The organism is Pirellulimonas nuda (assembly GCF_007750855.1).
Classification (GTDB): Bacteria; Planctomycetota; Planctomycetia; order Pirellulales; family Lacipirellulaceae; genus Pirellulimonas; species Pirellulimonas nuda.
Genome location: NZ_CP036291.1, coordinates 2,546,251 through 2,572,343 on the forward strand (window position 1 = coordinate 2,546,251; position 26,093 = coordinate 2,572,343).

Here is a 26,093-nt window from a genome sequence, read left to right on the forward strand (position 1 = left end):
GCGGGCGTGTCCGCACAATTTCCGGACAACGCCCTCCCCCTAGTTAACCGCTAACGGCTGCTGCCGGTCAGACATTCATGCGAGTAGGAGCCGTTCGGTACTTGAACTCCAAGCCGCTGATCCACGGATTGGCCGGCGCGGACGGCGTCGACCTGCTGCTCGACCTGCCTAGCCGGCTGGCCGACAGGCTGGCGCGGCGCGAGCTGGACGGAGCCCTGATCCCGACGATCGAGCTGCTGGCCGACCCCGAGCTGATGCTCGTCTCAGACGCCTGTGTTGCCTCGCGTGGACCCGTTCGCAGCGTCAAAACGCTCTTCCGCCGCCCCCCTCGGGAGGTGCAGAAGGTCGCGCTCGACGAGGGCTCGCGGACTAGCGCCGCCTTATTGCGTGTGCTGCTCTACAACCGGTTCGGCATCCGGCCGGAATGCATTTCGCTGCCGATCGGAAGCGGGCCGGAGTCCGTCCGGGCCGACGCGGTGCTGCTGATCGGCGACCGCGCGATGGGCGCCGATCCCGGCCAATACGCCGAGGTCTGGGACATGGGCGCCGAGTGGCGTGCTTGGACCGGCCTGCCATTTGTGTTTGCTTGCTGGGCCGCCTGGAGCGGCGCCACACGCGAGGCGCTGGCGGGTGTGCTGGGCCGGGCGCGTGACGCCGGAGTCGCCTCGCTCGCCCAGATCGCCGAGGCCGAGGCGCCGCCGCTCGGCTTGTTGGTGGGCGACGCGCTGGAATACCTTACTCACAGCCTGCACTTCCGCATCGAAGAGGAGGAGCTGGCCGCGATGGGGCGATTCGCCGCGTACGCGGCTGAGCTTGGCCTCATTCCGCACGACCCGAATCTGCCCCGCCGTTTGAGAACCGACTATGGTCGCCCTACCGCAAACCGCTGACCTGCACGCCGTCGCAGCGATCTTAGAGAAGGCAGTCGCCGGAGAGCGTCTGACATCGGGGGAGGCGCTGCGGCTGCTCCGCGAGGCCGACCTTGCATCCCTGGGCCGCGCCGCCGACGAGGTGACGCGTCGGCTGCACCCGGAAAAGCACCGCACCTACAACATCGACCGGAACGTCAACTACACCAACGTCTGCACCGCGGTGTGCGATTTCTGCGCGTTCTACCGCCGGCCGAAGTCGCCGGAGGGGTACGTGCTGTCGATCGAGGAGATCTTGCAGAAGATCGAAGAGACCGTCGAGCTGGGGGGCGAGCAGGTGCTGTTGCAGGGGGGGCTACACCCCGATTTCCCATTGGAGTGGTACGAGGAGATGCTGGGGGCGATCAAGCAGCGATTCCCCCAGGTCAACGTGCACGGCTTCAGCCCGCCGGAGATCCACCACTTCACCAAGATCAGCAAGCAGCCGCTGGAGGTGGTCCTCTCACGGCTGAAGTCGGCGGGGCTGGGGAGCCTACCGGGCGGGGGCGCCGAAATCTTGGTCGATCGCGTCCGCAAAGAGATTACCCGCGGCAAAGTACTTACCGACGACTGGCTCAACGTCAACCGCGTATGGCACAAGTTGGGGGGACGCAGCACGGCGACGATGATGTTCGGGCACGTCGAGACGCTGGAAGAACGCGTGGAACACCTCGATCGGCTACGCGCCCTACAGGACGAAACGGGGGGGTTCACGGCCTTTATCTGTTGGACCTTCCAGCCCGAAAACACAGACATGGCGCAGGTGGCCAAGGCCGGCGCCTTCGAGTATCTGCGGACTAACGCGGTCGCACGTCTGTTCCTCGATAATTTTGAGAATATTCAGTCGAGCTGGGTCACCCAGGGGCTAAAAGTGGGGCAGCTTGCCCTGCTCTACGGCGCCAACGACATGGGGAGCTTGATGATCGAAGAGAACGTGGTTGCCCAGGCCGGGACGGTCCATTTTCTGACGCTTAGGGATATCCGCAACGCGATTTCCGAGCTTGGTTTCGCGCCTCGCCAGAGGAATGTTTACTACGAGCTGCTTGAAGAACGCCCGATCCCAGAAATGGAGCCCCCGAATGGGGGGGGCGGGCGGTTGCCCATCCTTCCGATCGTGAGCTAGTTTGGTGGCAGAGGGGGTGGTCGGACGCTTGACAGAATCCGAACCACAGTAGTGGCCTTTCTAACGGCCGCAGAACCCTTTGGCTCTCACCCAACTCTGGCGCCCACGCGGTCGCGATGCTCACCGAACCGCTAGCCGCCGATCCCGCGTCCCGCATCGAGCGGCCTCCGCGTGTCGTGGTGTCGGGGCTGGTCAAGACCTACCCCGACCTCCAGCGGGGCCTAGTGACGGCCGTCGACGGCCTCTCGTTTACCGCCCACGCGGGCGAGGTCTTTGGCCTGCTCGGCCCCAACGGCGCGGGCAAGACGACCGCGATGCGGATCCTTGCAACCCTGCTGCGGCCTTCCGCGGGTTGCGTCACGATCGCCGGCTTCGATTGCCAGTCGCAGCCCGACCTTGTCCGCAGCCAGATCGGGTTCGTGTCGGCCAACACCGCTACCTATGACCGGATGACCGCATGGGAGCTCGTTGAGTTCTTCGGACGGCTCCACGGGCTCAACGACCGGACGCTCGCCGAGCGGATGCCCGAGTTGTTCGAAAAACTTGAGATGACGTCAATCCGCGACACGCTCGGCGCCAAGATGAGCACCGGCATGCGGCAGAAAACCTCGATCGCCCGCGCGCTGATCCATGATCCGCCTGTGATGATCTTTGATGAGGCGACCAACGGCCTAGACGTGCTCGCTGCCCGGGCGCTGCTGGACGTGGTGAGCCGGCTACGCGATGAAGGCAAATGCGTGATTTTCTCGACGCACATCATGCGGGAAGCAGAACGCCTCTGCGACCAAATCGCCATCATGCACGGCGGCAAGATATTGGCGTCCGGATCGCTCAATGAGCTGCGCGGGCAGCATGACGAAGAGGACCTCGAAGAGCTCTTCTTCCAATTGATTCACCGCGCCCAGGCCGAGCAGGCCCTGACACAGCCGCATGGCGGGGAGGCGATCCTTACGCCGTGAACATCGCCAACGTCAAACGTGTTTGGGCCCGAGAGATCCGCGATCAGTTCCGCGATCGGCGGACGCTGTTCATGGTAGCCGTGCTGCCGGTGCTGATGTACCCGATCCTGGGGATGAGTTTTGTGCAGCTCTCCCAGTTTAGGCAAACCCATGCAGCAAGGGTGCTGGTGGTGGGCGCCGAGCAGTTGTCGCCAGAGAACGGCGGCGAGTCGACCCCGTTTCCGCCGCTGCTAGAGGGCGACCGGTTTGCAGTGGGGCTATTCGACGCGCCGGGCGACGCGCACCGGATCACCGTCGAGCGACAGATGATGCCCGGCAGCGCCGACGCCCCGATGCTTCCCGAGACCGACCGGAACCGGCTGGCGGACGGAGAGCTAGACGCGGTGGTGTTGCTTCCGCGGGGATTTGCCGAGGGGATGCGGCAGTTGCGCGACAGACTCAGCGACGGCCCCAATCACGCGGCCAACACCGTGTCGCCCCCCCAGCCCGAAGTACTCTACAACTCGGCCCGCGAGCCGTCTCAGGTCGCGTTCTTGCGGGTCGAGCGGCTGCTCGACCGTTGGGAGGCGGAGATCGTCCAGCAAAACCTCGCCGAGTCGCGGACCCCCGCCGGTCTTGTTCAGCCGTTCCGGCTTAGCCCGCAGGACGTCGCCAGCGTCGGGCAGCGGAACGCGGCGTTGTGGTCGAAGCTGCTGCCGTTCTTGGTGTTTATTTACGCATTGGTAGGCGCGTTCTACCCGGCGGTCGATTTGTGCGCGGGTGAGAAGGAACGCGGAACGCTCGAGGCGCTTCTGGCGAGCCCCGCGTCGCGTACAGAGATCGTGTGCGGGAAGCTGCTCACGGTGCTGGTGTTCAGCCTGTTCACAATGCTGCTGAACCTAGCGGCGCTGGGCGGAACGATGGGCTTGGTTCTCGAGCAGATGATGCCGTTGGGCGGCTCAGGCGGGCTTGCCCCACCTAGCACGGCCGCGATCGTGGCGATTGTGGTCGCGCTCCTGCCGGTCGCTACGCTGTTTAGCGCTCTTAGTCTTGCGTGTGCGTCTCTGGCCCGCAGCAGCAAAGAGGGGCAGTACTATCTGATGCCCTTGATGCTGGCCACGATGCCGCTGATGGTGCTGCCTATCCTGCCCGGGGTGGAGCTGAACCTGGGGACGGCCTTGATCCCGGTCTCCGGCATGGCCCTGGTTTTGCGCGCGGTGATTGAGGGGCGCTACGCCGACGCGGCGCCCTACGTGCTCCCGGTTTTCTTGGTGACGATCGCTTGTTGTGTCGCCGCCATACGTTGGGCGGTTTGGCAGTTCAATCAAGAGTCGCTGCTGTTCCACGAGGGGGAGCGGTTCAACCTCCGCCGCTGGGGCGCCGCCCTCTACCGCGATCGGGGCGACTCGATAGGCATCCGCGGCGCTGTGGCGGTGGGCGCCGCGATCGCCATTATGCAGTTCTTGGTAAACATGCTCACGCCGGCGCCGACGACGCTCGACTTTGCCTTTGTGGTGAGGATGGTGCTGCTGAGCCAGGCCGCGTGTATCCTTCTGCCGACCCTGGCCGTGGTCGCCCTGCTTGCCCGCCGCCCGCTGCGGGCGCTGCGGCTCGACCGCGCCCCGCGGGCGTGGCACGTGGCGGCCGGGGTCCTGATCGCCGTGGCGCTCCACCCAGCTTCGCAGTGGCTCGGCGGGCTGGTGCAACGCATGTACCCGATGAGCGAAGACCTTCAGGCTAAACTCGGGCAGTTCGGCGAACTGGTGAGTCAGGCGCCGAACCTGCTCGTGGTGGTGCTGCTGCTGGCGGCTTTGCCGGCGGTTTGCGAAGAGTTGGCGTTCCGCGGCGCTGTTCTCACGGGGCTGCGATCAAAGACGTCGCCGTTTACCGCAGTGCTGGTCTCCGCGGCGATGTTCGGCATCGTTCACACCGTGCTGCAACAGTCGATCTCGGCCGGCATCCTCGGGCTGGTGCTGGGCTACGTCGCCCTGCAGACCGGCAGCCTATGGCCGACGGTCGCGCTGCACGCCACGCACAACGCGCTGGCGCTTATCGCCGCCAACTACGCCCAGTCGTGGAAGGAGAGCGGCGTGCTTTCAGCGCTTGCCCCGCAGCAATCGGACGAGGGATTGCTGGTCTACGAGCCGATCGTGATTGCCCTGGGCGTCGCCGCGGCCGCCGCAATGATGGGCGCGCTCGCGCATGGCGAGAAGAATGAAGACCGACGGACCGCAGAGGAAGCAGAACGCATCACCCGGAGCACGCTGGCGCATGCCGACCCGAACTAACAAGGCCAGACGTCGCTCTGCCCGACCCAATATTAGACGGGCCGAGAGAAGATAGTCGCCTTTGGCGAGTACCATTCAACACGAAACCCTTTACCCCAAACGAAACGTTGTCCACTGTGTCGTCTCATACGCCGTTCGCCCTCCGCGCACGCGTCGCGTTTCCGGTAGTCGCGCCCCCCGTCGAGAACGCCGTTGTCGTGATCGAGAACGGCCACGTCACGCAGATCAGCCAGCGAGAGCCGGTCGGCATCCCCGTGCGCGATCTGGGCCACGCCATCTTGATCCCGGGGCTGGTGAACACGCACTGCCACCTCGAGTACAGCCTTCTCAAGGCGCCACTGCTGCAGCCCGGCGCTACGCTGCCGGCGTGGATCCGCGAGGTCGTCCGGCGCCGGCCGTCGGCGCCTCAGGCGGCCCGCGCGGTCAAAGCGGGCATGGCCGCTAGCCTGGACGCGGGCGTGACCACCGTCGCGGACATCTGCCGTACGGCGATCGACGCCTACTTCCAGCCGACCGCGCCGCGTTTGATCCTGCTGATGGAGGCGATCGGCTTTTCTCAGGCCCGCAGCGCCTCTGCCTTGGCGGACGCCGTGAAGCGGATGGACGAAGCCGAGCGTCTCGCCATGGAGCACGACTCCGGCGACGACGTGCTGATCGGCGCCAGCCCGCACGCCCCCTACACGGTCTCGCCGACACTGGTGCGCGAGTTGATCGCAACTGCCGGACAGCGGGGCGGGTTGGTAGCCATGCACTTGGCGGAATCGCCAGAAGAGCTGGAACTGCTCTCCGAGGGACGCGGTCCATTCCAGGAGTTGTTGGAAGAACGCAGCATGTGGGACCCGTGGGCGATCCAGCGCGGCGCCGCCCCGCTGGACTACCTGCGGATGCTCACCAAGGCCCGCAAGGGGCTGGTCGTGCACGGCAACTACCTGGATGAGCCCTCGCTGGCCATGATCTCCCGTCACAGCGACGCTATGAGCCTCGTGTACTGCCCACGGACCCACGCCTATTTCGGCCACCCCCCCTACCCTCTGGAAACGGCGCTCGAACTCGGCGTACGCGTGACGCTGGGGACCGACAGCTTAGCGTCGTCGCCCGACCTTGACCTGCTAGCGGAGATGCGGACGGTGTTCGCCCGACACCGCTCAGTGACCGCCGAAGCAATCCTGCGGATGGGGACTCTGTCGGGCGCTCAGTCGCTCGGTCTGAGCCAACTTGCCGGCTCGATCCGCCCCGGCGGCCCGGCCGACCTGACTTGCATCCCGATCCCGGAAGAGTCGGACGGCCGGGCTTGGGAACTGCTCACTGCGGTATTGACCGATGAACAGCCGGCGCGAGAGGTCTGGCGAGCGGGGCACCAGGTAAAACACGCCGAATAATGCCGCTCATGGCAGGATTCTAGCCTCAACTGCCGGCGTCACGCTTGGTCAGGCGTGGCGCCGATGAATCGTGTTCTCGTTCGAGCCAAGCTTAGTGCTGATCGGCCGCTTCGTGGGAGCTAGGTCTGGAATCCTCTCGGTCGGTAAGATCGCAGGGTTACCCTGCGTCTTACTCCCTACCCGATCCAGTCCACCACTTGCAGGAGATCTTCAATGTCCTTCCACGTCCAAGGCAAGACCGCCCTTGTAACTGGCGCCAACCGCGGAATCGGCAAAGCGATCACCGAGGCATTGCTCGTCCACGGCGCCAAGAAGGTATACGCGGCGGTTCGCACGCTCGAATCTGCGCAGCCCCTGGTGGACGCCTACGGCGACCGGGTCGCCGTGATCCCGCTGGACCTGGCCGACCCAAAGACGATCCAAGCCGCCGCTGAGAAGGCGGCCGACGTCGAGCTGGTCGTAAGCAACGCCGGCGTATTGAAGACGGCCACGGCGCTCTCGTCCGAGGCCATTGAAGCGTTGCAGTATGAGATGGAAATCAACGTCTACGGCCTGATCCGCATGGCGCAAGCCTTCGCGCCCGTGCTCAAACGCAACAAGGGCGGCGCTTTCGTGCAGCTCAACTCGGTAGCCTCGCTACGGAGCTTCCCGGCGTTTGCTACGTACGCCGCTTCGAAGGCTGCGGCGTACAGCATCACGCAGGGGCTGCGGGCGCAATTGGCCGAGCAAGGGACCCAGGTGCTGAGCGTCCACCCCGGGCCGATCGCCAGCGACATGGCCCAGGAGGCTGGCTTCGAGGAGATCGCAGAGCCCGCTTCGCTGGTTGGGGAAGGGATCGTCGCGGCGCTCAAGGCAGGCGAATTCCACTTGTTTCCAGACAGCTTGGCCAAGCAGGTCGGCGGAGCGTATCAGGGGTTCGCCACGCAGGTGATCGACGCGATCATGAACGAGGGCTAAACCCCCTTCAAAGAATGCGTCATTCATCAGCTTGGTGGGGGTGGTACCAGCGGGCGATCTGCTCAGCCGGCGCCCCGGCCGAGTAGGCGGCTAGCAACGCCCAGTTGAACGCCGTTCGACGGAGCGGCCCCGACCGCTCCCAACGCCTCGCGGAGATGTAGACCGGGCCGGAGAGCAACGTGAAGCGGGTGCGTTTGGCGATCTTCCGCGCCAGGGCCACGTCTTCCATCAATGGAGCTGTCGGGAAGCCGCCAACGGCTTCAAACAGCCCACGGCGGACGAAGACCGCCTGGTCGCCGTAGGGCAGGCCGCGACGCGCCCGCCACGCGTTGCCGCGTTCAATCCAGCGGTAGATAGGGCGCTGGGAGTCGATCCGCTGGCGGAAGGCCCCTGCCAGGCAGCGAGGATCCTCCAGGACGCGGGCCAACTGCCCGCCCGCTAGCGGGTCGAGGCGGCAGTCCGCGTGCAAGAACCACAGCACCTCGCCGGTCGCGGCTGCTGCGCCGGCCGCAAGCTGAGAGCCGCGACCCCGAGGGGCCCCGATAACCCTGGCGCCGGCTCTGTCGGCCGCGCCGGGCGTGTTGTCGCTGCTTCCACCGTCCGCGACCACGACCTCGCCTACGCCGCAGGCGAAAGCGCTCTGGACCGCCGCGGCGACCAGGTCCGCTTCGTTGAGGGCCGGGATGACAACCGATACTGTCCGCACGGGGCTGGCGCTATGGGGGTAAGGGGAGAGAATAAGTATAATGCCCTCTTACGCGTCCGCGGTTGAACGCGTCGCGGCCACTTACCTCGTCTTCGGACCTATCCCGTGAAGCTCCGCGTTGGCATCGTCGGCCTTGGCCCCGCGTGGGCAAACCGCCATGTGCCCGCGTTGCGTGCGCTGCCCACCCGGTTTCGCGTATCGGCCGTCTGCGACCCGGTGGCCCACCGCGCGGAGCTAGCGGCCGCAGAGTTTGGCGCCCGGCAAGTGGACAGCTTCCGCGCCCTGGCGGCGGCAGAAGACGTCGATGCGCTGATGCTGTTGTCGGCCCGCTGGTACGGCGCGCTCCCCATCCACGCCGCCTGCGAGGCGGGCAAGGCGGTCTACTGCGCCGCCTCGATCGACCTCGCCGCCAAGGAGGCGACTGAGCTGCGTGACCGCGTCCGCAGCGCAGGGATCGCGTTCATGGCGGAGCTCCCCAACCGGCTGGCCCCCGCCACCATCCGGCTGAAAGAACTGATCGCGACTCGGCTCGGCCAGCCGCGGATGATCTTCTGCAACCAGCGGCACGCGGCTGGGGGCGGCCACAACGGTTCGGCCGACATCGACACCCGCAGGCTCATCGAGATGGTCGATTGGAGCTGTTACGTGGTAGGCCGGCAACCGACGTCAGTGGTCGGCGCCTCCTGCCCATCGGAGCCCGGTGGGACGGTCGATTACTCGCTGATGATGCTCGACTTCGCCCAACCCGGCGGCCCAGGCGCCCAGGCTCAGATCGCGTGTGGCAGCTACGTGCCACGCGCCTGGGGCGAGGCAGCTAGCTTCCGGAGGCCCGCCGACATGCAGGTTGTCTGCGAACGTGGCATTGCTTTCGTCGACCTTCCAGCGGGGCTGGTTTGGTTCGACGGCGCCGGGCAACACCTCGAGGCGCTCGACCACGAGCGACCTGTCGGCGAGCAACTGCTGATGCAGTTCCACAGGATGGTCGGCAGCCTGGTGCTAAATACCACTAACCTAGAAGACGCGTACCGCGCGGTGTCCATCGTCCTTGCAGCGCGGAAGAGCAGCCTCGATGGACGCCGGGTAGCGCTCCCCAGCTAGGCGCACACTTCGCAATGAGCCGAATGCCTGCGCTCCTCTATCGGTTTAGCAAGTCCGCAATGCACGCGCTGCCGGCTTGGGTCTTGCGCGTGAGACCGTTTGAAGTGCTGGAGATCCCGCTCGCCGATCTGCCGGCGGTCTGCTTGCCTGCAGTCCAGGGGATTGAAGTCCGTTGGGTCGCCAGCCCGATCGAGGCCGGTGAGCTCCGGCAGCTGGTCGCCCGCCGCAACATCGACCGGTGGGATGGCAATGCAAGCCGGGCCGCGGCCGTTTGGCAAGATGGGGCGCCCATTGGGGTGCTACACGTCGCACTTGATTCGTTTGATGAACCCGAACTAGGGGTCGCGTTTCGTCTGGCTGCGGGGGACGCGTGGCTGCATTCGGCGGTCGTCGCACCCCCCTATCGCCGCCAGGGCGTCTACCGGCAACTGCTTGCGTTTGCACTCGAATCCCTGCGGCGCGAGGGGCTGCACCGGGCCCTGCTGGGGGTAACGGTCGGGAATGAGACCTCCCGTCGTGCGCATGCCAGTCAGGGCGGCAGGCATGTGGGGCGCGTTTCGGCCGTACGCTGCCTAGGGCTGTCTGCATGCCTGATCGGCGGCGCCGTTCGTCGCGTAGAGGCAGACCGCAACGGTCGGGGCGGCCCGACTCTGCTGACCGTCGGCCACGGTTAATCCTGGCGGGCCGGCCCATGTCCTAAATCACACCGTTGCCCGCGGCATGCCGTAAACCTAAACTACCGGCCGGTTCGGGCCCAATGCGGCCTGTGTCGAGCCGTCCAATATCTAGGCGATCCGCGAAACGCAGCGAAGCAATCAGCATGCCGACCACTACGACTGACCTTTCCCAGACGGCAATCAACACCATCCGCACCCTGGCGATGGACGGAGTCCAGGCCGCCAACAGCGGGCACCCGGGCACGCCCATGGCGCTAGCGCCGGTCACCTACAAGCTGTGGGCGGACGTGCTGAGATACGACCCTGCCCAGCCCCTATGGCCCGGGCGCGACCGGTACGTGCTCTCCTGCGGGCACGCTTCGATGCTGCTGTATGCCATGATTCACCTCGCGGGGATCCGCAAGGTCGGCCATGACGGAATCGTGACCGACCAGCCTGCGCTTCCGCTGGAAGAGCTGAAGAACTTCCGCCAGATGGGGAGCCTTACCCCGGGCCACCCCGAGCATGGCCACACCACCGGCGTTGAGACAACTACCGGGCCGCTGGGGCAAGGGTGTGGCAATAGCGTCGGAATGGCGATTGCCGAGCGCTGGATGGCCGCCCGCTACAACAAGCCGGGCTTTAATGTCTTCGACTACAACGTCTATGCCCAGTGCAGCGACGGCGACCTGATGGAGGGCGTTGCCTGCGAGGCGGCCTCGCTAGCAGGCCACTTGAAGCTGGCGAACCTCTGCTGGATCTACGACGACAACAAGATCACCATTGAAGGGGACACCGACCTCGCGTTCAGTGAAGATGTGCCGATGCGGTTCCGTGGCCTCGGCTGGAACGTGGTGAAGGTAGACGACGCCAACGACCTCGACGCGTTCGGCAAAGCGCTTCAAACGTTCCACAAGTGCGACGACGCCCCCACGCTGATCGTGGTCCGCAGCGTCATCGCCTGGGGCTCGCCCAACAAGGCCGGCACGCACGGCGCCCACGGCTCGCCGCTGGGGGACGAAGAGATCCGGCTCACCAAAGAGGCCTACGGGTGGCCTACAGACGAGAAATTCTTCGTGCCCGAGGAGGTCAAGAAGCACTTTGCCGACACGCTGGGCGCCCGCGGCGCCAAGAGCTACGCGGAGTGGCAGAAGCAGTTTGTCGCGTACAAGCAGGAGCACGCCGCGCTGGCCGCAGAGCTAGAGCTGATCTGGTCCGGCGGCCTCCCCAAGGGCTGGGACGCCGGGCTGCCGGAGTTCCCCGCAGACGCCAAGGGGATTGCCACCCGGGCCTCCGGCGGCAAGTCGCTCGCTGGGATCGCCGCCAACCTGCCGTGGCTGGTAGGGGGATCGGCGGACTTGGCCCCTTCCACCAACACGCTGCTCGCCGGGGAAGGAGACTTCGAAGCCGACAGCTACGGCGGTCGAAACCTGCACTGGGGCATCCGCGAACACGCCATGGCCGCCGCCGCCAACGGCATGGCTCTTGCCGGCTTGCGGCCTTACGTCGCAACGTTCTTCGTCTTCAGCGACTACCTGCGGCCCTCGATGCGACTCGCGGCGCTCATGAAGCAGCCGGTCGTGTACGTGTTCACCCACGACTCCATCGGCGTTGGCGAGGACGGCCCCACTCACCAGCCGGTCGAGCAGCTCGCGGCGGCTCGGGCGATCCCGGGCCTAGTGACCATCCGCCCCGGAGACGCCAACGAGGCGGCCGAAGCGTGGCGGGCCGCGATCAACAACCAGCACCGGCCCACGGCGCTCGTGCTGACGCGGCAGAACCTGCCGACCCTCGATCGCGCGAAGTACGCCGCCGCCACCGGCCTCGAGAAGGGCGCCTACATCCTCGCCGACGCCAAGGGGGGCAAGCCGGACGTTCTTCTCATGGCTACCGGCAGCGAGTTGTCTTTGGCGGTCGAGGCCTACGAGACGCTCACCGCCTCCGGCGTTGCCGCCCGGGTCGTCAGCATGCCCTCGTTCGAGCTGTTTGAAGACCAGCCGCAGAGCTACCGCGACTCGGTCCTCCCGCCATCGGTTTCGGCCCGCGTGGGAATTGAGGTAGGAATCCAGCAGTGCTGGGACCGCTACCTCGGGCTCTGCGGGAAGTTCATCGGCATGGACGACTTCGGCGCTTCGGCGCCTTACAATGAGGTCTACGAGGCGCGGGGAATCACGGTCGAAGCCGTGGTGAAGGCCGCGAAGTCGTGCCTGTCGTAGTTGACGCCATGAAGCCAAAGCGATTGCTGACAATCCTCTTGCTGTGTTTGGCGTCGGCGGCCCAACTCCACGCCGAGGCTCCGCCGCTTCCTAGCGACTGGCTCGCCGTAGTCGCCACAAGCGACCTGCCGGCGTTGTTCGAACAAGCGGAGGCGTTGCTAGGCGACCTCAAGCGGCCTGAACGGGGGGCGATCGGCGTGCTCCGCGTCGCCGCGTCGCGTCTCCCGCTCGCCGATGGCAGCGTGATCGTCGGGCTCCGGGGGAGCATGGCTAGCGGCGCGGGGGCGACCGACGGTGTAACGCCGTTCGCGCTGGTCGAGGTCAGCGACTTCGACCTGCTGGTCGAAAGGCTCGGGGCAGAACCGACCGGCGCCACGGCGGTGATGAGTCTCGGGGGGGCCGAGGTTGAGCTGGTCGCCCTGGGCGATTGGGCCCTGCTTCGAGTTTCGGACGCCGGCGTTACCTGGACGGAACCGGCCGATCCGCGTTCATTGGAGCCCGTGCTCGCATTGCTGGAGCAGCAGACGATGGTGGCCGCGGTGTCGACCAGCGGTCTCGATTCTCTCGAACGCTTCGCGATTGATACCCGCGAAGCCATGGGGCTCGCCGGCAACCGCTTCCGGTTCGGCAGCCTCCGCTACCGCGGGGGCTGGAGTCTAGAGCAGACGCGGACCCTAGTGGCGATGGCCGCTCCGCTGTTCACCTCGCTTAAGCGCGACGCGTCCGCGGTAAGGCTCGGAGCATCCCGCAGCGAGTCGGGCGATCTCAACCTGACCGTTGGCGTTGAAGACCGAACCCCTGCCTCCGATAATCCGGATCAAGTGCTGATCCAAAGGGTAACCGTCAAGACGGCCTCGGGGGCGCGGCCAGCTATTTTCGATCTGCCAGTGCCGAGCAACCTCGGCGCCCGTCGACTTGCGGCGGGGATCTACTTGGCGTCGGTCGCGATGCAGCCCGACTCGGTCGACCTGCGGGCCTATCCGGCCAGCTTCGGCAAGTTCGCCTCGGCCTGCCGTGCCGCGTTCGAGCAGGTCAGCTCGGGTCGCGTGCTGGCGATATCTCGTGCGGCCGACTCTCCGCTCGGCGCCAACCAAGTGGCGGCGCTCCGGGTTCCAGACGCCGAGCGTTTCACGCAAGCGTTCGCTGAAGCGGTTGCTCGCTGGAACGAGATGTTGTCCGGCGCTGGGGGGAATCAGCAGCTCGTGTTTCAGTCGGAACCGGTGGAGGTCGGTGGACACGCCGGCGCCCGTTACTGGGCCAACGTGGTTGACCCCGCCGACGCGGACCGCGTGCCAGAGATCAAGACCACGATGCAGCGATTCTACGGCGCCGACGGAAAAGCGTCGTTCTACGTAGTGCCGCTCGGCGCCGACCTGGTCGCCGTGGCCGACATGACCGTCGACGACCTGGCGCCTTGGTTGGAACGGATCGGCACTGGCGACGGGGCTCCATCCGACACGGGCGAGATCGCGGTCGATCGGCTGATCAATTGGCAACAGCAGGTCTGGGCCGCGATGATGGACGGGGCGCTCGGCTTTAAACCGTCGCCGCCTTTTCCCTCGGTCCCCCCTTGCGAAGTGACGCTCGAAGCCGAGGGCCCCGCCCAGGTCTTCCGGCTCCAGGTGCCGCAAGAACTCATCCAGTCACTTGGCGCGAAGATAACCGCCCAGTAGCGCATCGCTCTAACGGTTCTCTCGGATGGCGCATTCGGCCGCCTTTGGACTTCGGCGCCGAGCGAACCGCTGTTTGGCGTCCCTACGCATTTGACGCGCCCGCCTTCGTGATCGGCTCGGATCCGCTACATTCGTGCTATCCTCGATTTTCCTCTCATGCGAACGACCACTTTAGGAGGCGTCGGAAGCGATGCAGAAAGGACGAAAAAGCAATGAACGTTTCGACGACGGGATCTACGGATCGGGCGACCTCTCACGCAACGCGCCCAAGCAGAAATTTCCCAATCAGGAACGCGACCCGCGCCACGCGTACGCCATCGTCCACGACGAGCTGATGCTGGATGGCAACTCCCGCCAAAACCTGGCCACCTTCTGTCAGACCTGGGAGGAACCTGAAGTCCACAAGCTGATGGATGAGTGCATCGACAAGAACATGGTCGATAAGGACGAGTATCCGCAGACCGCCGAGATCGAGGCGCGGTGCGTCCGCATGCTGTGCGATCTCTGGAACGCGCCACGGCCTGAGGGCGCCGTCGGTTGCTCGACAACCGGATCGAGCGAGGCGGCGATGCTTGGCGGGATGGCGATGAAACGTCGCTGGGAGGCGAGCCGCCGAGCGCAGGGCAAGGCGATCGACAAACCCAATCTAGTGACCGGCCCGGTGCAGGTTTGCTGGCACAAGTTCACCCGCTACTGGGACATCGAGCACCGGGAGATCCCGATGGAGCCGGGGCGGATGCTGATGACCCCTGAGGAAGCGCTCAGCCGGTGCGACGAGAACACGATCGGCGTCACGCCGACCCTTGGGGTGACCTTCACGGGCCAGTACGAGCCGGTCAAAGCGGTTGCCGGGGCGCTCGACCGCTTGCAAGAAACTTCGGGACTCGACATCCCCATCCATGTCGACGCCGCCAGCGGTGGGTTCCTGGCGCCGTTCTGCTCGCCAGAACTCGAGTGGGACTTCCGCCTGCCGCGCGTGAAGTCGATCAACGCCTCGGGGCACAAGTTTGGGCTCGCTCCCTTGGGGGTCGGCTGGGTCGCGTGGCGCGAACAGACCGATCTCCCGGAAGAGCTGATCTTCTGGGTCAATTACCTGGGGGGCAACATGCGCGACACAGCCCTCAATTTCTCTCGCCCCGGCGGGCAGGTTGTGTGCCAGTACTACAACTTCCTTAGGCTCGGAAAGGAGGGTTACCGCAAGATCCACGATGGATGTTACGCGACCGCTCAACTGCTCGCCCGCGAGATCCAGCAGCTCGGTCCCTTTGAAATCGTCTTCGACGGCCAGACCGATGCCGGCATCCCGGCGCTATGCTGGAAGCTCAAGCCCGGCGCCGAAGCAGGTTTCTCTCTCTACGACCTAGCGGACCGCCTGCGCTGCCGTGGCTGGCAGGTTCCGGCCTACACACTGCCGGCAAACTGCCAGCAGCAAACGATCCAACGGATCCTTGTCCGCCAAGGTGTAAGTCGCGACCTGGCGATGATGTTGGTCGACGACATCAGGCAGGCGCTCGACTATTTTGCTCGGCACCCGCTTGCCCCGTCGTTGACCAGCGAGGAGGCTTCCGGGTTCCACCATTGACGGAAAGCCCGCACGGCAAGTGGAGTACCTTGGCTCCCTAACCTCCGCAGCCGCCGCAGCCGCCACACCCCCCACCACCACAGCCGCCATCCCCTGACCCGCCGTCTCCGCATCCGCTATCGCCGCCCGATCCGGGCGAGGCGGCCGCGATGGCGCCGCGCAGTGGATCAAGCTCCGTGGCGCCGGCCGCTGCGACGCCGAACAGCCCAACCGTGAGCGCCAACTCCGCGGGACCGAGGCTGTCTCCCTGTTTCTTCGCCCGGCCCTTCAATGTGGCGTGGTCCTTTAGCAACCCACGCCAGCGACGTTCACCTCTCCGGCTGCGGTGGGGCTTCGACCAGAAAAACGCGAAAACTCCGATCAGCACCGCGAGGCCGATGAAAAGAAAACCGACCGGCTTGTCTCGGCCGACGCCGACAACCAACTTGAACAAGCCAAGCAACCACACCGATCCGAGAAGCAGCGCCGCCGCAAAACGGGGTGAGCGGAACGATTGGCTGGTTTCTAGCAGCCCGTGCTGCTCAAGTTGCTCAACCTGCTGCATGGCTACCGGCCGCGCCGCTTTGCCGAGCGCGCCGAATTCTGCGTCTACGGCGCACTGGCTTAGCAACAGTCGCTGCAGGTCGTTGTCCGATGCTTGCGGTTGACGCTTGGCGACCGCAACATACCGCGACGAGGCCCGGCCCTTAGGCTTTTCGATCGCGATCGACCCGTCGGCCACAAGTTCGGCCAGAGACGTCTGATAAACGGACTGCCAGCCTCCCCGCAGGGCTGCCACCGAAATCGGGTCTTTCAAGAGCTCGTCTGTGCCGGGCGGGTCGCGCCCATCGTCGGGGGAGCGGAGCACCAGCCGGCACGCGAGCGAGCCGATGATCGCCAACGCCGCAAGAACGCCGTAGAACGTCAAGAATTGCGATCCAGGAAAGTCGAGTGGGTTCCAGGCGGCGCCGGCGGCGAGCGGGGGCGCCAACGCTGCCAGCGACGCCGCGAGGACCAACGGCCGACAGTGATCGACTCGCCAAGGCTTTGGCAGCACCCACGCGCGCGCGCGGTTTACCCGCACGAAGGCTGCTGCGTCGCCGAAGCGAGCTTCTGTTGGGGGCCACACGTCGATCGGCGGCGATTGACCGAACGCCTCGCGGTAACTCGCGAGCGTCTGCTCGTACTGGTTCTCAAACCGCTGGCCTTCCGATTGCCCCCCCTTAGTCGGACCGTGGTGCAACGGTCTGCCCAAGACCTCTCTGCACAAGACGCCCCAGTAGCTGCAGGTATACGTGAGATGAAGATGCCACGCCTGATCGACTTCGTCGGACGGCGTCACCTGATGGCCGGCGGTCATCGCTAGGTAAACGAATCGCTTGTACTCCTGGACCACCCGTAGAGCGAACGGGTGAGCCCAGCCATTCTCACGGGCGAGACGCCGCGAAAAAGTGAGGGTCGCGTCTGGTTCATCGAGCTCGAACGCCTCGAGCCGGTCGAGGAGCGCCTGGTCCGCTGTGAACCGCGTCATGCCTGTGTCCCCCAAGGCCACTGACCGTCACTACAAAAACTCCAACGACTGAACGCAACCGGCAGACCTCGAACACCGAAACCCCTCTCGCAATAGAGCGGACTCTTTGTGTCTACGCGCCTTTGCGAGCGACTTCGCCGGTCTGCGCTTGTGCTCGCATGGGTCGTTGATCCTCGTGCCAACCGAAGGGACCGAGCTCTCGACCGTCCCCTATTCCTCGAGCCGCAGAATCTCTACCTTCCGGAACTCGACCGGGTGACTCTCCGATTGCAGCGAGATAGTGCCTCCGGTGAGCATCTTCGCTGCGCCCCCAGCGATGAGCTGCGCGGCGTCGGCGTCACGCGGGTCGAGCTGTGCGTCGTTGTACTCGATTACAGGATTTCCGTTGATCAGATGCCGCAGCAGCCGCCCGCCGTGCGCCTCAATCTCGCAGCTCACCCACTCGTCTTGCGGGTAAGTGTCGCTGGAGCTGCTGGTGCAATGGTCGGTGTGAAGTTTTCCACCATAGACGACGTTGGTGCCCGGCGTGCAAAGGTTCCCGGTGCTCCGTGGGTGGACGCCGTCGCCTGCCAACAATTGGACTTCGAGCGAAACGGGGAAGTCTTGGACTTTGCGCATTGATTCAGGAGATTGCCCGTGGATCATGACGCCGCTGTTGCGGATGGCCCACCCCGCCCCGCCCGGCGCTTGCTCGCCGACGAATCGGTATTCGACACGGAGCCGGTAGTGCGAAAAGGGCTCGTTGTAGAACAGGTGGCCGAACCGGCCCTTGAAGCCGTCCTCGTACTTGTCGTAGTTCACGACCAGCCGTCCATCCTCCACGCGGAACGTTTCCGCGTAGTTCTCCCCCACGTCGTAGCCCTTGATCTTGACGGTCCAGCCCTCAAGGTCCTTCCCGTTAAATAGCGGCTCCCAGGCCTGCTCCGCCGAGGCCGGGCCCGCCACCGTCATAGTGACCGCAACCGCCAGCGTGATCTTGAAAAGCGTCATTTCTCGTTCCAGAAGTCTTAAGGAGAAGAAGCCCTAGAAGGACGAACGTACGTGGCCAGCAACGTCCCGAATTGACCACCCGATATTGCGCACCGCCGCCGCCGCGGCGATTTTGCACAAGAGTTGCTGGGAGTCGGTAAAGCCGTCGCGGATCGTTGGTAACCGATCCACTCCGCGTCGGGTGCAGACTGGTTGCCTACCTTGCCCGTCTCCTCCAAAAGCTCAGCCTCTAAGAAACCGTTTGAGTGACAAGTCGGCTGTTTATTCATCGTAGCAATGCCTGGACTTCCGGGCTGTCGAGCTGCTGGAATGCTTCAGGAAGTCGCGGCGAAACCGGGCCGAGCTTGCCACGTCCCTCTTCCAGCCGGAATTTGACATCGGAGCGGATATCGTCGGTGTCTGCATTCCAAACCAGTTGCTCGACCTCAGGCGTCATTGCGTTGAGGGGGCGCACCAACCGCATGCCAACGCCCGCCGAGGGCATGTCCGAATACCACCACGGGCTCTTGGGGATGTTGGGGTCTTCTTGCTTCCAGTCGTCTTCACTTGTCAGCAACCGGCCGGTGACGTTCGCTTCTTCGGCTTCGGCGTCCCAATAGCCCCCCTTGGCGATCCGTGGGTCTTTGGAATCGGGCCAAGCCACGGCGGCCTTCCAGTCGACAACTTCGCCCGCGGGAAGTTGTCGGTCGCGAGCCTCGTCAAGCACCAGCTCGGCAACGTTTCCGAACACATCGTACAAGCCCTTAGCGTTCGGCTTCTTCTGACCAACCGGGTGGGCCTCCCATTCTGCGTTGTCAATGTGCCAGGCGTAGTCGTCGATCGCCTCGGGGGGGCTCGGGCCGGCGGCTAGTTCCCACTCCGCCTCGCTGGGGAGTCGGTAGGGTTGTCCCAGCAGGCTGCTGAGCCACTTGCAGTACTGGGCCGCGGCAAAGTGGGTCATCGTGACAGCCGGCAGATCGGGCCCCTCGCCGGATTGATAGGTGGTGCTAGGGTCATAGAGCGCGGTCGGCGCGGTCACCCCATCCACTAATTCTGGCGTCGCGACCGCGGCCTCGCGGAGCGCCGACCGCGATGCGAGCGCGGCCGTAGCCTTCGGGTCGGCCTCTTCCGTCTGGCGCCTCAGCGACTGGAGCGCGGCAAAGCGGTTGTTCAGATCCATGAACGGCTGGTACTCGGCCCAAGTGACCTCGTGCTGGCCGATCCAGTAGGGCTCCAGCCGAACCCGTGCGCTCCCCGCGTCGGGGCCGCCGACCGACGTCTCGCCGCCGGCGATGGGGATCATGGAGAACTTGGCGGTCGTTCCGGGGATCGTCGCCTCGTAGGGGACCATGAACCCCAGTTCGCAAGGCACAAACGGGCCTGTGGCGGGCTTCTCGGCAACCACGCCCGGCGGCAGCCGGTCAGGCGCTGCCGGGGCGGGTTCGGCGGTCAGCGATCCTGCGCAGGCGGCGACGAATACTGTCAGCGGAACTAGAGCGGAACGAAGCGTCATGGTTGCGGGGAGCCCAAGCGGGTGTTCGGGGAGCTTTGTGTAGAGGCTTTATTATGGCTGGCCCGTCCGGGCAGGGAAACAGCCGGCCCGCCCGAGTTTGGGCGCCAAGTCCTCGATCGGCAGCCCTACGACGTTAGACGCTGCGCCGCTGGTGATCCGGATCACGCCCAGATCGTCCTGGTACCCGAAGGCGCCGGCCTTGCCTTCCCACTGCCCGGAAGCCAGGTAGGCGTCGAGCCAAACGTCGGAAAGGACGTCCATTTCCAGCTCGGTGACCGCTACCAGGGAGTCGAGCGGCGACTGAAGATCATGCAAGCAGACGCCGGTGTAGACCCGGTGCCGGCGACCGCTCAAATGCAGCAAGATACGGCGTGCGTCATCTTCGTCTCTTGGCTTGCCCAAGATCGCCCCGCCGCATTCCGCTACGGTGTCTGCCGCCAGCAGCAGGGGATCGTCCTCTATGCTGGAAAGCTGGTCCGCCACATCAGCGGCCTTGCGGAGGGCCAAGTCGGCGACGGTTTCGGCCGGGCCGCACCCGCTGCAGAGCCCCGGCGGTTCGGCACCGTCGCGCGGCGGGACCACCCGAAACAGGTAGCCGGCCTCGGTAAGCAGATCGCGGCGGCGCGGCGAGCCACTGGCTAGAATCAGGGGTCGAGAGTTCATCCATTCGGAGCGGGGTAGCGCACTGGTGATTGACGTGTTGTTCGAAGATAACCACCTGCTGGCCGTCAACAAGCCTGCGGGCCTGCCGACGATGGGGGTCGCGGAAGACCGCCCGTCGCTGCTCGCCGAGGCTCGCGCCTACATCAAGGCCAAGTACGACAAGCCCGGTAAGGTCTACTTAGGGATCGTAAGCCGCCTCGACGCCCCGGTGACGGGGGTCGTGCTGCTGGCCCGCACGTCAAAGGCGGCTGGCCGATTGTGCGAGGCGTTCCGCTCCCGCACCGTGGGAAAGCACTACTTGGCGATAGTTGCCGGCGATCCAGAACCGAGCGGTCGGCTGGAACACCACCTCCGTAAAGACGAGCGCCACCGTCGGGTCCACACGACCAGCGAGAAAGCGACCGGCGCCCAGTTGGCGGTACTTGATTACGAAGTGGCGGCCCGCGGAAACGGCCTTGCCGCGCTCCGCGTGACGCTGCAAACGGGCCGAAAGCACCAAATCCGAGTGCAGTTGGCGGCGGCGGGGTGGCCGATTGTCGGCGACCGTAAGTACGGCAGCGACCGGCCCCTAGCGGCCGGCATCGCTCTGCATGCTTACCGACTCGATATCGATCATCCGGTTCGGCACGAGCCGCTGGAGCTATCGGTCGCCCCGCCAACGAGTTGGCGAGGGTTGTTGGGGGCGATGAAGCCGCGGTTGATCCTGTTGGGGGATTTGCCTTGTGGCGTCGACAATTGTTGACGTACCGATGGGGGGGATCCTATTATCAAGCATCCACCCACTAGGCGGTTTGACGATGGTACAGCCACTGCAACAGTCGCTCTTTTGCCGAGCGCTGGTGAGTAGCGGCCTGATCGCCCCCGAGAGGCTCGAGCAGGTCGTAGCGCAGGGGTTGCCGGCACACGCCACGGTGGCCGATCTGGACGAAGCGCTTCTCGCCAAGCTTCTGGTCGACTCGGGCGACCTCAATGCATGGCAGGTCGAGCAGCTCCGTGAGGGGCGTAGCAGGTTTCGGTTGGGCCCCTACCTGATCCACGACGCCATCGGGCGTGGGGGAATGGGAGACGTGTTCCAGGCAGAGCACGAACTGCTCGGTCGCATCGAAGCGATCAAGGTGCTGCCAAAACGGAAGACAACTCCCGACGCGGTTGCGCGGTTCGCACGCGAAGTGCGGGCGCAGGCGCAGCTAGACCACCCCAACCTCGTCCGCGTGACGTTCGCCGGCGCCGACGGCGGGGCGCACTATTTCGTTTCGGAGTACGTGCCAGGGTTGGACCTTCGGCGGCTCGTGCGGCGGTTCGGTCCGTTGCCGATTGAGGCCGCAGCGCATATCGGCGTTGAGGCCGCCAAGGGGCTAGAGTACGCCCACCGCAAAGGGCTGGTGCACCGCGACGTAAAGCCCGGCAACGTGTTGGTAACGCCTCAGGGAGCCGTGAAGCTTACCGACCTAGGGTTGGCCTGGCGGCTGGACGATGCGACGCCCCCCGATCAAGGCGCCGGCACGGGCCGCCGTGTGGTGGGGACATCGGACTACTTGGCGCCCGAATCCATCCGCACGCCCAACCGCGTGCTCCCGGTGAGCGACGTCTACGCGCTAGGGTGCACGGTCTACTACGCCATCACCGGAAAAGTGCCGTACCCGGGCGGAGACCATGCCGAAAAGGCCCGTCGGCACCTGAACGAGGCGCCCCTGTCGCCCGGCGCATTCCGTAGCGACCTCCCCGAAGCGTTCGTTGCGGCGCTCTGGAACATGATGGACAAAGACGAGAACCGTCGCACCCCCACCGCGGTCGCTGCAGCTGAGGCGTTGCTGCCGTTCGTGACGCCGGGCTCCAAGGCGAGCGTTGCGCGTGTAGTCGACGTCGCGCTCCGGCGGCGGACGGCGGCGCCAGACGAACGAGAAGACTCTGCCTGGGACGAGACGGCCGGTGACAGTTCGGCCGTGGAGCAACACGGTTCGAACGCCCGCCCAGATGTCGCCAGTCAGGGGACCGATCCGGTGTGCGCTGCGGATCAGGAGACGGTGCCCGACGCGAAGCCGTCCGAGACCCACGAAGCTCCGCTCGACCGCGGGGTCCGCTGGACCGTCACGGCGGCTGTGGCCGCCGCGGGGCTGGTCGGGATTGCCGCGTTGGCTACGGCGTGGCTGCGGTAGTTTCGGCGGGTTTGTTCTTCGCTCGATCGAGGCGACGCTCAAGCTTGTTGATGTCATCGCCTCCGAGAAACGCGCCAAGAACAGACTTCATGTCCGTGAACAGCTTATCGATGCGCTGCTGCACTACGGGGTCGTCCGCTTTGCACTGCTCTTCCTCGCGGTCGATCCGTGCATTGAATTCGGCGCGCCCTTGTAGTTTTCGGAACTCGAGGAGCAGCCCCCTGGCCTGGTCTAGGTCTCCCGCCTCGATCGCCTTGTCAATCCGAGCAGCGAAGATCGTGCGGAGCGCGACGAGATCAATCAGTTGTTCCCGCAACAGGCCGAGGCGGGCCTCGGCGTCGAGCCGCTTGCTTTCGTCCAGCAACGGCGCGACGATCAGCGGATCGGCGCCGGTGGCGATCGGGATCTTTGCGGCTAGTTGTGAGCCGCTCTTCACCCAGACGGTCTGGATGGGGGACTCTCCGGGCGGCACCGCGATCGCGCCGGTTAGGCCCGACTTGCCGATCGACTTTTTCTCTGGGTCCGTCCCGTCTTGGGCGAAAACTTCATAGCCAACCAGCGGCCTGGGCGAGTCGCCGCGTGAGACAAGCCGTAGCTCGGAGGGGCCCTTCGTCCGCGGTAGTCGGATTGCAAGTTGATCCACCCTGCCCCGGCGGCGGACGCCGAAGGGCCGCCGCGTGTGACTGAAGACGTCTGCAACAATTGATGTGCTCTCGTCCTCTGGGGCTGCGTTCTCCGACTCGCCTGTGGGCGCGCCTTCTTGCGCCCGCGTCACCAGATAGGTCCACAGGACTTCCTGAGTTCCCCCTTCCACCGGCAGGCCCGATCGATCCATCTGCATCAGGACGGTGCGGAACACGTCGTCTTGCCCTACCCAGCGAGACAGCGGCGTCGGGCTCGAGAGCTGACCGCCGCGCAGGCTGAGCTCAACCCGGTTCGGGTCGTCACTGTCAATGCTAAACGTGGCGATCGGCGCAAAGATGTCGCACGCCAACTGAAATACAGCCTCACCGAGCTGGTTGGCCGAAGAAAGGTCCGCCGATCGGCTCCGGCCCCAAGTGTTGAGGATCCGATCCTGCTCGGCGCCCGCCAGATGGACCCCGGCGCCATCTTCCCAGACCGCGATAACCATCCACTTGTCTGAGTCCTCACGCAGCCCGGGTGGCGCGGTTGGGTTACCCGACCGCAACGCGCTCAGCACGGCGTGGCGTTCGGCGCCTTCGGCTAGGGAAACGGTCGCCGACCAAAGTGGCCCGATCGCGGTATCGATACGCCGTTCAACGTAGCCGACGACGGCCTTAGCGAGTGCTTCCGCGTTGGCTCCCTGCAGGTCTGCGGCGATCACGATGTCGATCTGATAGGGCGTGAGCTCCCAAAAGCGGCCGGTGTCGGCGGCCGGCGCCGAAGTCGCTGCGAGCGCAACGGCCGCCGCGCACGCTGCTAGATAGGCGTTATGGAGACGCTGCATCACGGCGTCCCCCGGGCGGTTTTCCGCCACGTAGGCGCGGAATCGTAGAGCGAGATAGTGCGTTCTCCGAGGCCGCGGATGTCCCGCCGGAAGGCGTAGTAGTCCATGACCTGCCACAGTGGGATTACCGGCAGGTCGCCAAAAGCGAGCTGGTGAACGGACTGGAGCGCCGCCGACGCCTCGTTCCAGTTTCGCGCGGAGTCTAGCTTCTCCAATTCTAGCAACATGGGATCGCTGCACCTGCCCGCGATTCCGTCGGGCCCCAGCAGCCGACGCGCATCGGTGAGCGGCTCCCACATTGCGAGTTCGGCGTACCTCAAGTCGTACTGGGCCGATCCATCGAGCAGTTCAGACTCCGTCACCTTGACCAGCTCCGTTTCGATGCCGATCGCGGCCAATTGGATCTGGATTGTTTGACACGCGACGGTCGCAAGCGGGTCGTCTCGGTGGGCGAGTCGCAGCGTAGGGATCGGCGTGTTGGTGTCCGCCTCATCGGGTTCTCTTCCCGCCTCAACCAACCGGGCCTTTTGGAGATTGACCCACGCCAATCGAGCGAGCAACGCGGCCAGCCGCGGCTGGTACTCGCGTGGTCGAACGCGGTCGTTGTAGGCGTACCCGACGCCGTCTGAGATCGACAAGCCGTTTGGGAAGGGGCCGCTGATCACCTGGAAGGCTGGCTCATCGCGTTCCCGACCGGCCAGAAGCACCGTGCCAAGGATTCTTTGGCGATCGATGCCGTAGGCGATCGCACGACGGAATTCACGCTGGTCCATGAGCGGGCTGCTTGTCGACGGGATCAGCGCGTGGATCTTTGGCAGCCGATACGACCCGACCGAGAATTCGCGCGTGGCGCGGAACTGCCCAAGCTGCCACGGCATGATGTTGGCAAGGACGTCGATCTCGCCAGACTTCAGAGCAGAAGCCGCTGCCTGCTCATTGTCGTACAGCAATTCCTCGATGGTCCCCCCTACGCCGGCGCCCGACGTGCGGTCCATCGACCAACGCGTCGGGTCGGCGTCGACCCAATGCGAGTCGTGTGACTCTAGCGGTACGTCGCTTAGCACCGCCTCGGGTCGGACGTGCAATTGAGACAGACTCACTTCAACTAGGTCCGATTCTGGAGCCGCTACCCCCGAAAGCAGTCGTGCAACGCCCGAACGGAACGCGTCCGCTCCCGGTTCGGCCGACTCGAGAATGCTGCGGGCGAGCCCGTCCAGGCGGTAGCCCGATTCCAGCTCCGCGGGGCTCACTTCAAAGGTAAGCCTCCGCCCCGTCTCGTTCTGAGCGAGTTTGCCGTGCGGGAACCGGTAGATTCCCCCTTCCGGAGAATAGTCGCTGAGCTGGGTCAGGGTCGACACGGCGAGCCTGCCGGCACGGGTGGTGGCGGGGAGGTCGAGTCGCGGCGAGGCGTCCAACGCGGGGCGATCAAGAACCCCTACAACGATCGTCGGGTGTCTACGCTGCACTTCGTCCAACAACGCACGGGCCGGCTTGCTGTCGGGCCAGATCGCGAGCGCTTGCCCAGCGGCTGCGCGCGCCTCTTGAAATTTTTCTGCCGCCAGCAGGCTGGCTCCCTCCTTGACCTTGGCTTCAGCGGCTCGTTCAAACCGACCGCGCCAGGCGGCGATCACACTTGGCTGGATGTCTCCAAACTGCTTGTCGAGCACGTCGAGCACCCGTCTAGCAGCCCCAAACTTCTTGTCGCGCAGCTTGTCTTGGATCAGCTTGTCGCCCACCACGTCGACGGCGCTCGCAAGACCCTGAAACGCAGGGTTCTGATCGTGAAGGCTCATCAGCACCGCCAGGGCCCGGTCGTGCTCCCCCGCCTTGAACGCCGCCAGGGCGTCGCGCTGGAGGAAGCGTTGGGCAAGCGCGTCGAGGCCGGACGCGTTCGGATACCGTAGGTAAAGGCGCGCCAAGTAGTCGAAGGCCTCGTCGTACTTCTCTGCGCTTATCATCTCCTCCGCCTGCTCAAGAAGCAGGTCTTCAAACATGATTATCTTCTGGATGCTGTTCCAAGCGATCTCGATCGGCTGACCGGGACGGTCGAGCCACTGAACCGTCAGTGCGCCCCCGGGGAACGGGCTCGGCACGATTCGATTCGGAAAGTCGAGCGGTGCTACACGAAGCTGCTGGTTGCCCGCCTTGAGCACGATCGTGTCGAACGGGGCCTGCTCGATGAGTGACGGCTGTTGTCCCGCGGCAACGGATGCCGCGAGGCATGCCGCCATCGTGCAGAGCAGCCGTTTCGGGATCGTGGGTTGTGAAACCATCGTCAGGAACTAGCGCA

Annotated in this window: 20 protein-coding genes; 13 read left to right on the plus strand and 7 right to left on the minus strand. The window is 65.2% G+C overall.

Annotation, left to right across the window (positions count from 1 at the left end):
• The first annotated feature begins 77 nt into the window (after positions 1–77).
• The 6 genes from Pla175_RS10320 to Pla175_RS10345 all read left to right on the plus strand — a co-directional run bounded on the left by Pla175_RS10320 (position 78) and on the right by Pla175_RS10345 (position 7,593).
• Positions 78–890 carry a menaquinone biosynthetic enzyme MqnA/MqnD family protein gene (locus Pla175_RS10320; RefSeq protein ID WP_145283892.1) on the plus strand — a complete coding sequence of 271 codons (813 nt, stop codon included), beginning with the start codon at positions 78–80 and terminating at the stop codon, positions 888–890.
• Positions 865–2,031 carry a cyclic dehypoxanthinyl futalosine synthase gene (gene mqnC / locus Pla175_RS10325; protein WP_145283894.1) on the plus strand — a complete coding sequence of 389 codons (1,167 nt, stop codon included), beginning with the start codon at positions 865–867 and terminating at the stop codon, positions 2,029–2,031. The genes Pla175_RS10320 and mqnC overlap by 26 nt, the downstream gene beginning before the upstream one ends.
• 116 nt (positions 2,032–2,147) lie before the next feature.
• Complete coding sequence (locus Pla175_RS10330) at positions 2,148–2,990, plus strand: ABC transporter ATP-binding protein (protein ID WP_145283896.1); 843 nt, start codon at positions 2,148–2,150, stop codon at positions 2,988–2,990.
• Positions 2,987–5,257 (plus strand): ABC transporter permease subunit/CPBP intramembrane protease, encoded by a 2,271-nt coding sequence (locus tag Pla175_RS10335; protein WP_145283897.1) that lies wholly within the window; start codon positions 2,987–2,989, stop codon positions 5,255–5,257. The genes Pla175_RS10330 and Pla175_RS10335 overlap by 4 nt, the downstream gene beginning before the upstream one ends.
• Positions 5,258–5,373: 116 nt before the next feature.
• Positions 5,374–6,636, plus strand: coding sequence for an amidohydrolase family protein (locus tag Pla175_RS10340; protein ID WP_231954328.1), 1,263 nt, complete (start codon positions 5,374–5,376; stop codon positions 6,634–6,636).
• A 213-nt stretch (positions 6,637–6,849) separates the two neighbouring features.
• Positions 6,850–7,593: an SDR family oxidoreductase gene (locus tag Pla175_RS10345; RefSeq protein ID WP_145283902.1), complete on the plus strand. Its 744-nt coding sequence runs from the start codon at positions 6,850–6,852 to the stop codon at positions 7,591–7,593.
• A gap of 19 nt (positions 7,594–7,612) precedes the next feature.
• Here the strand turns inward: Pla175_RS10345 and Pla175_RS10350 are convergent, their stop codons facing one another.
• Positions 7,613–8,299: a TIGR04283 family arsenosugar biosynthesis glycosyltransferase gene (locus tag Pla175_RS10350; RefSeq protein ID WP_145283904.1), complete on the minus strand. Its 687-nt coding sequence runs from the start codon at positions 8,297–8,299 to the stop codon at positions 7,613–7,615.
• Between the two features lie 105 nt (positions 8,300–8,404).
• Here Pla175_RS10350 and Pla175_RS10355 point away from each other — a divergent pair, with 105 nt between their 5' ends.
• The 5 genes from Pla175_RS10355 (at position 8,405) to Pla175_RS10375 (ending at position 15,524) form a co-directional block, all read left to right on the plus strand.
• Positions 8,405–9,397, plus strand: a complete 993-nt coding sequence (locus Pla175_RS10355) for a Gfo/Idh/MocA family protein (RefSeq protein ID WP_145283906.1) — start codon at positions 8,405–8,407, stop codon at positions 9,395–9,397.
• Positions 9,398–9,456: 59 nt separating this feature from the next.
• A complete protein-coding gene (locus tag Pla175_RS10360) occupies positions 9,457–10,071 on the plus strand; it encodes a GNAT family N-acetyltransferase (RefSeq protein WP_197527405.1) in 615 nt (204 codons plus the stop codon).
• Positions 10,072–10,217: 146 nt separating this feature from the next.
• Positions 10,218–12,269, plus strand: coding sequence for a transketolase (tkt, locus tag Pla175_RS10365; RefSeq protein WP_145283910.1), 2,052 nt, complete (start codon positions 10,218–10,220; stop codon positions 12,267–12,269).
• 8 nt (positions 12,270–12,277) lie between these two features.
• Positions 12,278–13,942 (plus strand): hypothetical protein, encoded by a 1,665-nt coding sequence (locus Pla175_RS10370; protein ID WP_145283912.1) that lies wholly within the window; start codon positions 12,278–12,280, stop codon positions 13,940–13,942.
• Positions 13,943–14,132: 190 nt separating this feature from the next.
• Positions 14,133–15,524, plus strand: a complete 1,392-nt coding sequence (locus tag Pla175_RS10375; protein WP_145283915.1) for a glutamate decarboxylase — start codon at positions 14,133–14,135, stop codon at positions 15,522–15,524.
• Between the two features lie 37 nt (positions 15,525–15,561).
• Here the strand turns inward: Pla175_RS10375 and Pla175_RS10380 are convergent, their stop codons facing one another.
• The 4 genes from Pla175_RS10380 to Pla175_RS10395 form a co-directional block, all read right to left on the minus strand.
• A complete protein-coding gene (locus tag Pla175_RS10380) occupies positions 15,562–17,034 on the minus strand; it encodes a TIGR04222 domain-containing membrane protein (protein WP_197527406.1) in 1,473 nt (490 codons plus the stop codon).
• A gap of 210 nt (positions 17,035–17,244) precedes the next feature.
• Positions 17,245–18,024 (minus strand): 3-keto-disaccharide hydrolase, encoded by a 780-nt coding sequence (locus Pla175_RS10385; RefSeq protein WP_145283917.1) that lies wholly within the window; start codon positions 18,022–18,024, stop codon positions 17,245–17,247.
• Between the two features lie 265 nt (positions 18,025–18,289).
• Positions 18,290–19,516 carry a formylglycine-generating enzyme family protein gene (locus Pla175_RS10390; RefSeq protein ID WP_145283919.1) on the minus strand — a complete coding sequence of 409 codons (1,227 nt, stop codon included), beginning with the start codon at positions 19,514–19,516 and terminating at the stop codon, positions 18,290–18,292.
• Between the two features lie 51 nt (positions 19,517–19,567).
• The gene (locus Pla175_RS10395; protein ID WP_145283921.1) at positions 19,568–20,179 is read right to left on the minus strand and encodes a Maf family protein; all 612 of its coding nucleotides are present in this window, start codon (positions 20,177–20,179) and stop codon (positions 19,568–19,570) included.
• A gap of 34 nt (positions 20,180–20,213) precedes the next feature.
• Here Pla175_RS10395 and Pla175_RS10400 point away from each other — a divergent pair, with 34 nt between their 5' ends.
• Positions 20,214–20,921: an RluA family pseudouridine synthase gene (locus tag Pla175_RS10400; protein WP_145283923.1), complete on the plus strand. Its 708-nt coding sequence runs from the start codon at positions 20,214–20,216 to the stop codon at positions 20,919–20,921.
• 55 nt (positions 20,922–20,976) lie between these two features.
• A complete protein-coding gene (locus Pla175_RS10405; RefSeq protein WP_197527407.1) occupies positions 20,977–22,335 on the plus strand; it encodes a serine/threonine-protein kinase in 1,359 nt (452 codons plus the stop codon).
• On the opposite strand, the gene Pla175_RS10410 is transcribed toward Pla175_RS10405, so the two are convergent.
• Together Pla175_RS10410 and Pla175_RS10415 are read right to left on the minus strand one after the other, a co-directional pair.
• Complete coding sequence (locus Pla175_RS10410; protein WP_145283927.1) at positions 22,316–23,803, minus strand: hypothetical protein; 1,488 nt, start codon at positions 23,801–23,803, stop codon at positions 22,316–22,318. The genes Pla175_RS10405 and Pla175_RS10410 overlap by 20 nt on opposite strands.
• Positions 23,803–26,076 carry an ABC transporter substrate-binding protein gene (locus Pla175_RS10415; protein WP_145283929.1) on the minus strand — a complete coding sequence of 758 codons (2,274 nt, stop codon included), beginning with the start codon at positions 26,074–26,076 and terminating at the stop codon, positions 23,803–23,805. The genes Pla175_RS10410 and Pla175_RS10415 overlap by 1 nt, the downstream gene beginning before the upstream one ends.
• Positions 26,077–26,093: the final 17 nt, after the last annotated feature.

Coding starts and splice junctions, on each gene's coding strand:
- Pla175_RS10320 (WP_145283892.1), top strand. CDS start 78: ATGCGAGTAGGAGCCGTTCGGTACTTGAACTCCAAGCCGCTGATCCAC.
- mqnC (WP_145283894.1), top strand. CDS start 865: ATGGTCGCCCTACCGCAAACCGCTGACCTGCACGCCGTCGCAGCGATC.
- Pla175_RS10330 (WP_145283896.1), top strand. CDS start 2,148: ATGCTCACCGAACCGCTAGCCGCCGATCCCGCGTCCCGCATCGAGCGG.
- Pla175_RS10345 (WP_145283902.1), top strand. CDS start 6,850: ATGTCCTTCCACGTCCAAGGCAAGACCGCCCTTGTAACTGGCGCCAAC.
- Pla175_RS10360 (WP_197527405.1), top strand. CDS start 9,457: ATGCACGCGCTGCCGGCTTGGGTCTTGCGCGTGAGACCGTTTGAAGTG.
- tkt (WP_145283910.1), top strand. CDS start 10,218: ATGCCGACCACTACGACTGACCTTTCCCAGACGGCAATCAACACCATC.
- Pla175_RS10370 (WP_145283912.1), top strand. CDS start 12,278: ATGAAGCCAAAGCGATTGCTGACAATCCTCTTGCTGTGTTTGGCGTCG.
- Pla175_RS10375 (WP_145283915.1), top strand. CDS start 14,133: ATGCAGAAAGGACGAAAAAGCAATGAACGTTTCGACGACGGGATCTAC.
- Pla175_RS10380 (WP_197527406.1), bottom strand. CDS start 17,034: ATGACGCGGTTCACAGCGGACCAGGCGCTCCTCGACCGGCTCGAGGCG.
- Pla175_RS10385 (WP_145283917.1), bottom strand. CDS start 18,024: ATGACGCTTTTCAAGATCACGCTGGCGGTTGCGGTCACTATGACGGTG.
- Pla175_RS10390 (WP_145283919.1), bottom strand. CDS start 19,516: ATGACGCTTCGTTCCGCTCTAGTTCCGCTGACAGTATTCGTCGCCGCC.
- Pla175_RS10395 (WP_145283921.1), bottom strand. CDS start 20,179: ATGAACTCTCGACCCCTGATTCTAGCCAGTGGCTCGCCGCGCCGCCGC.
- Pla175_RS10405 (WP_197527407.1), top strand. CDS start 20,977: ATGGTACAGCCACTGCAACAGTCGCTCTTTTGCCGAGCGCTGGTGAGT.
- Pla175_RS10410 (WP_145283927.1), bottom strand. CDS start 23,803: ATGCAGCGTCTCCATAACGCCTATCTAGCAGCGTGCGCGGCGGCCGTT.
- Pla175_RS10415 (WP_145283929.1), bottom strand. CDS start 26,076: ATGGTTTCACAACCCACGATCCCGAAACGGCTGCTCTGCACGATGGCG.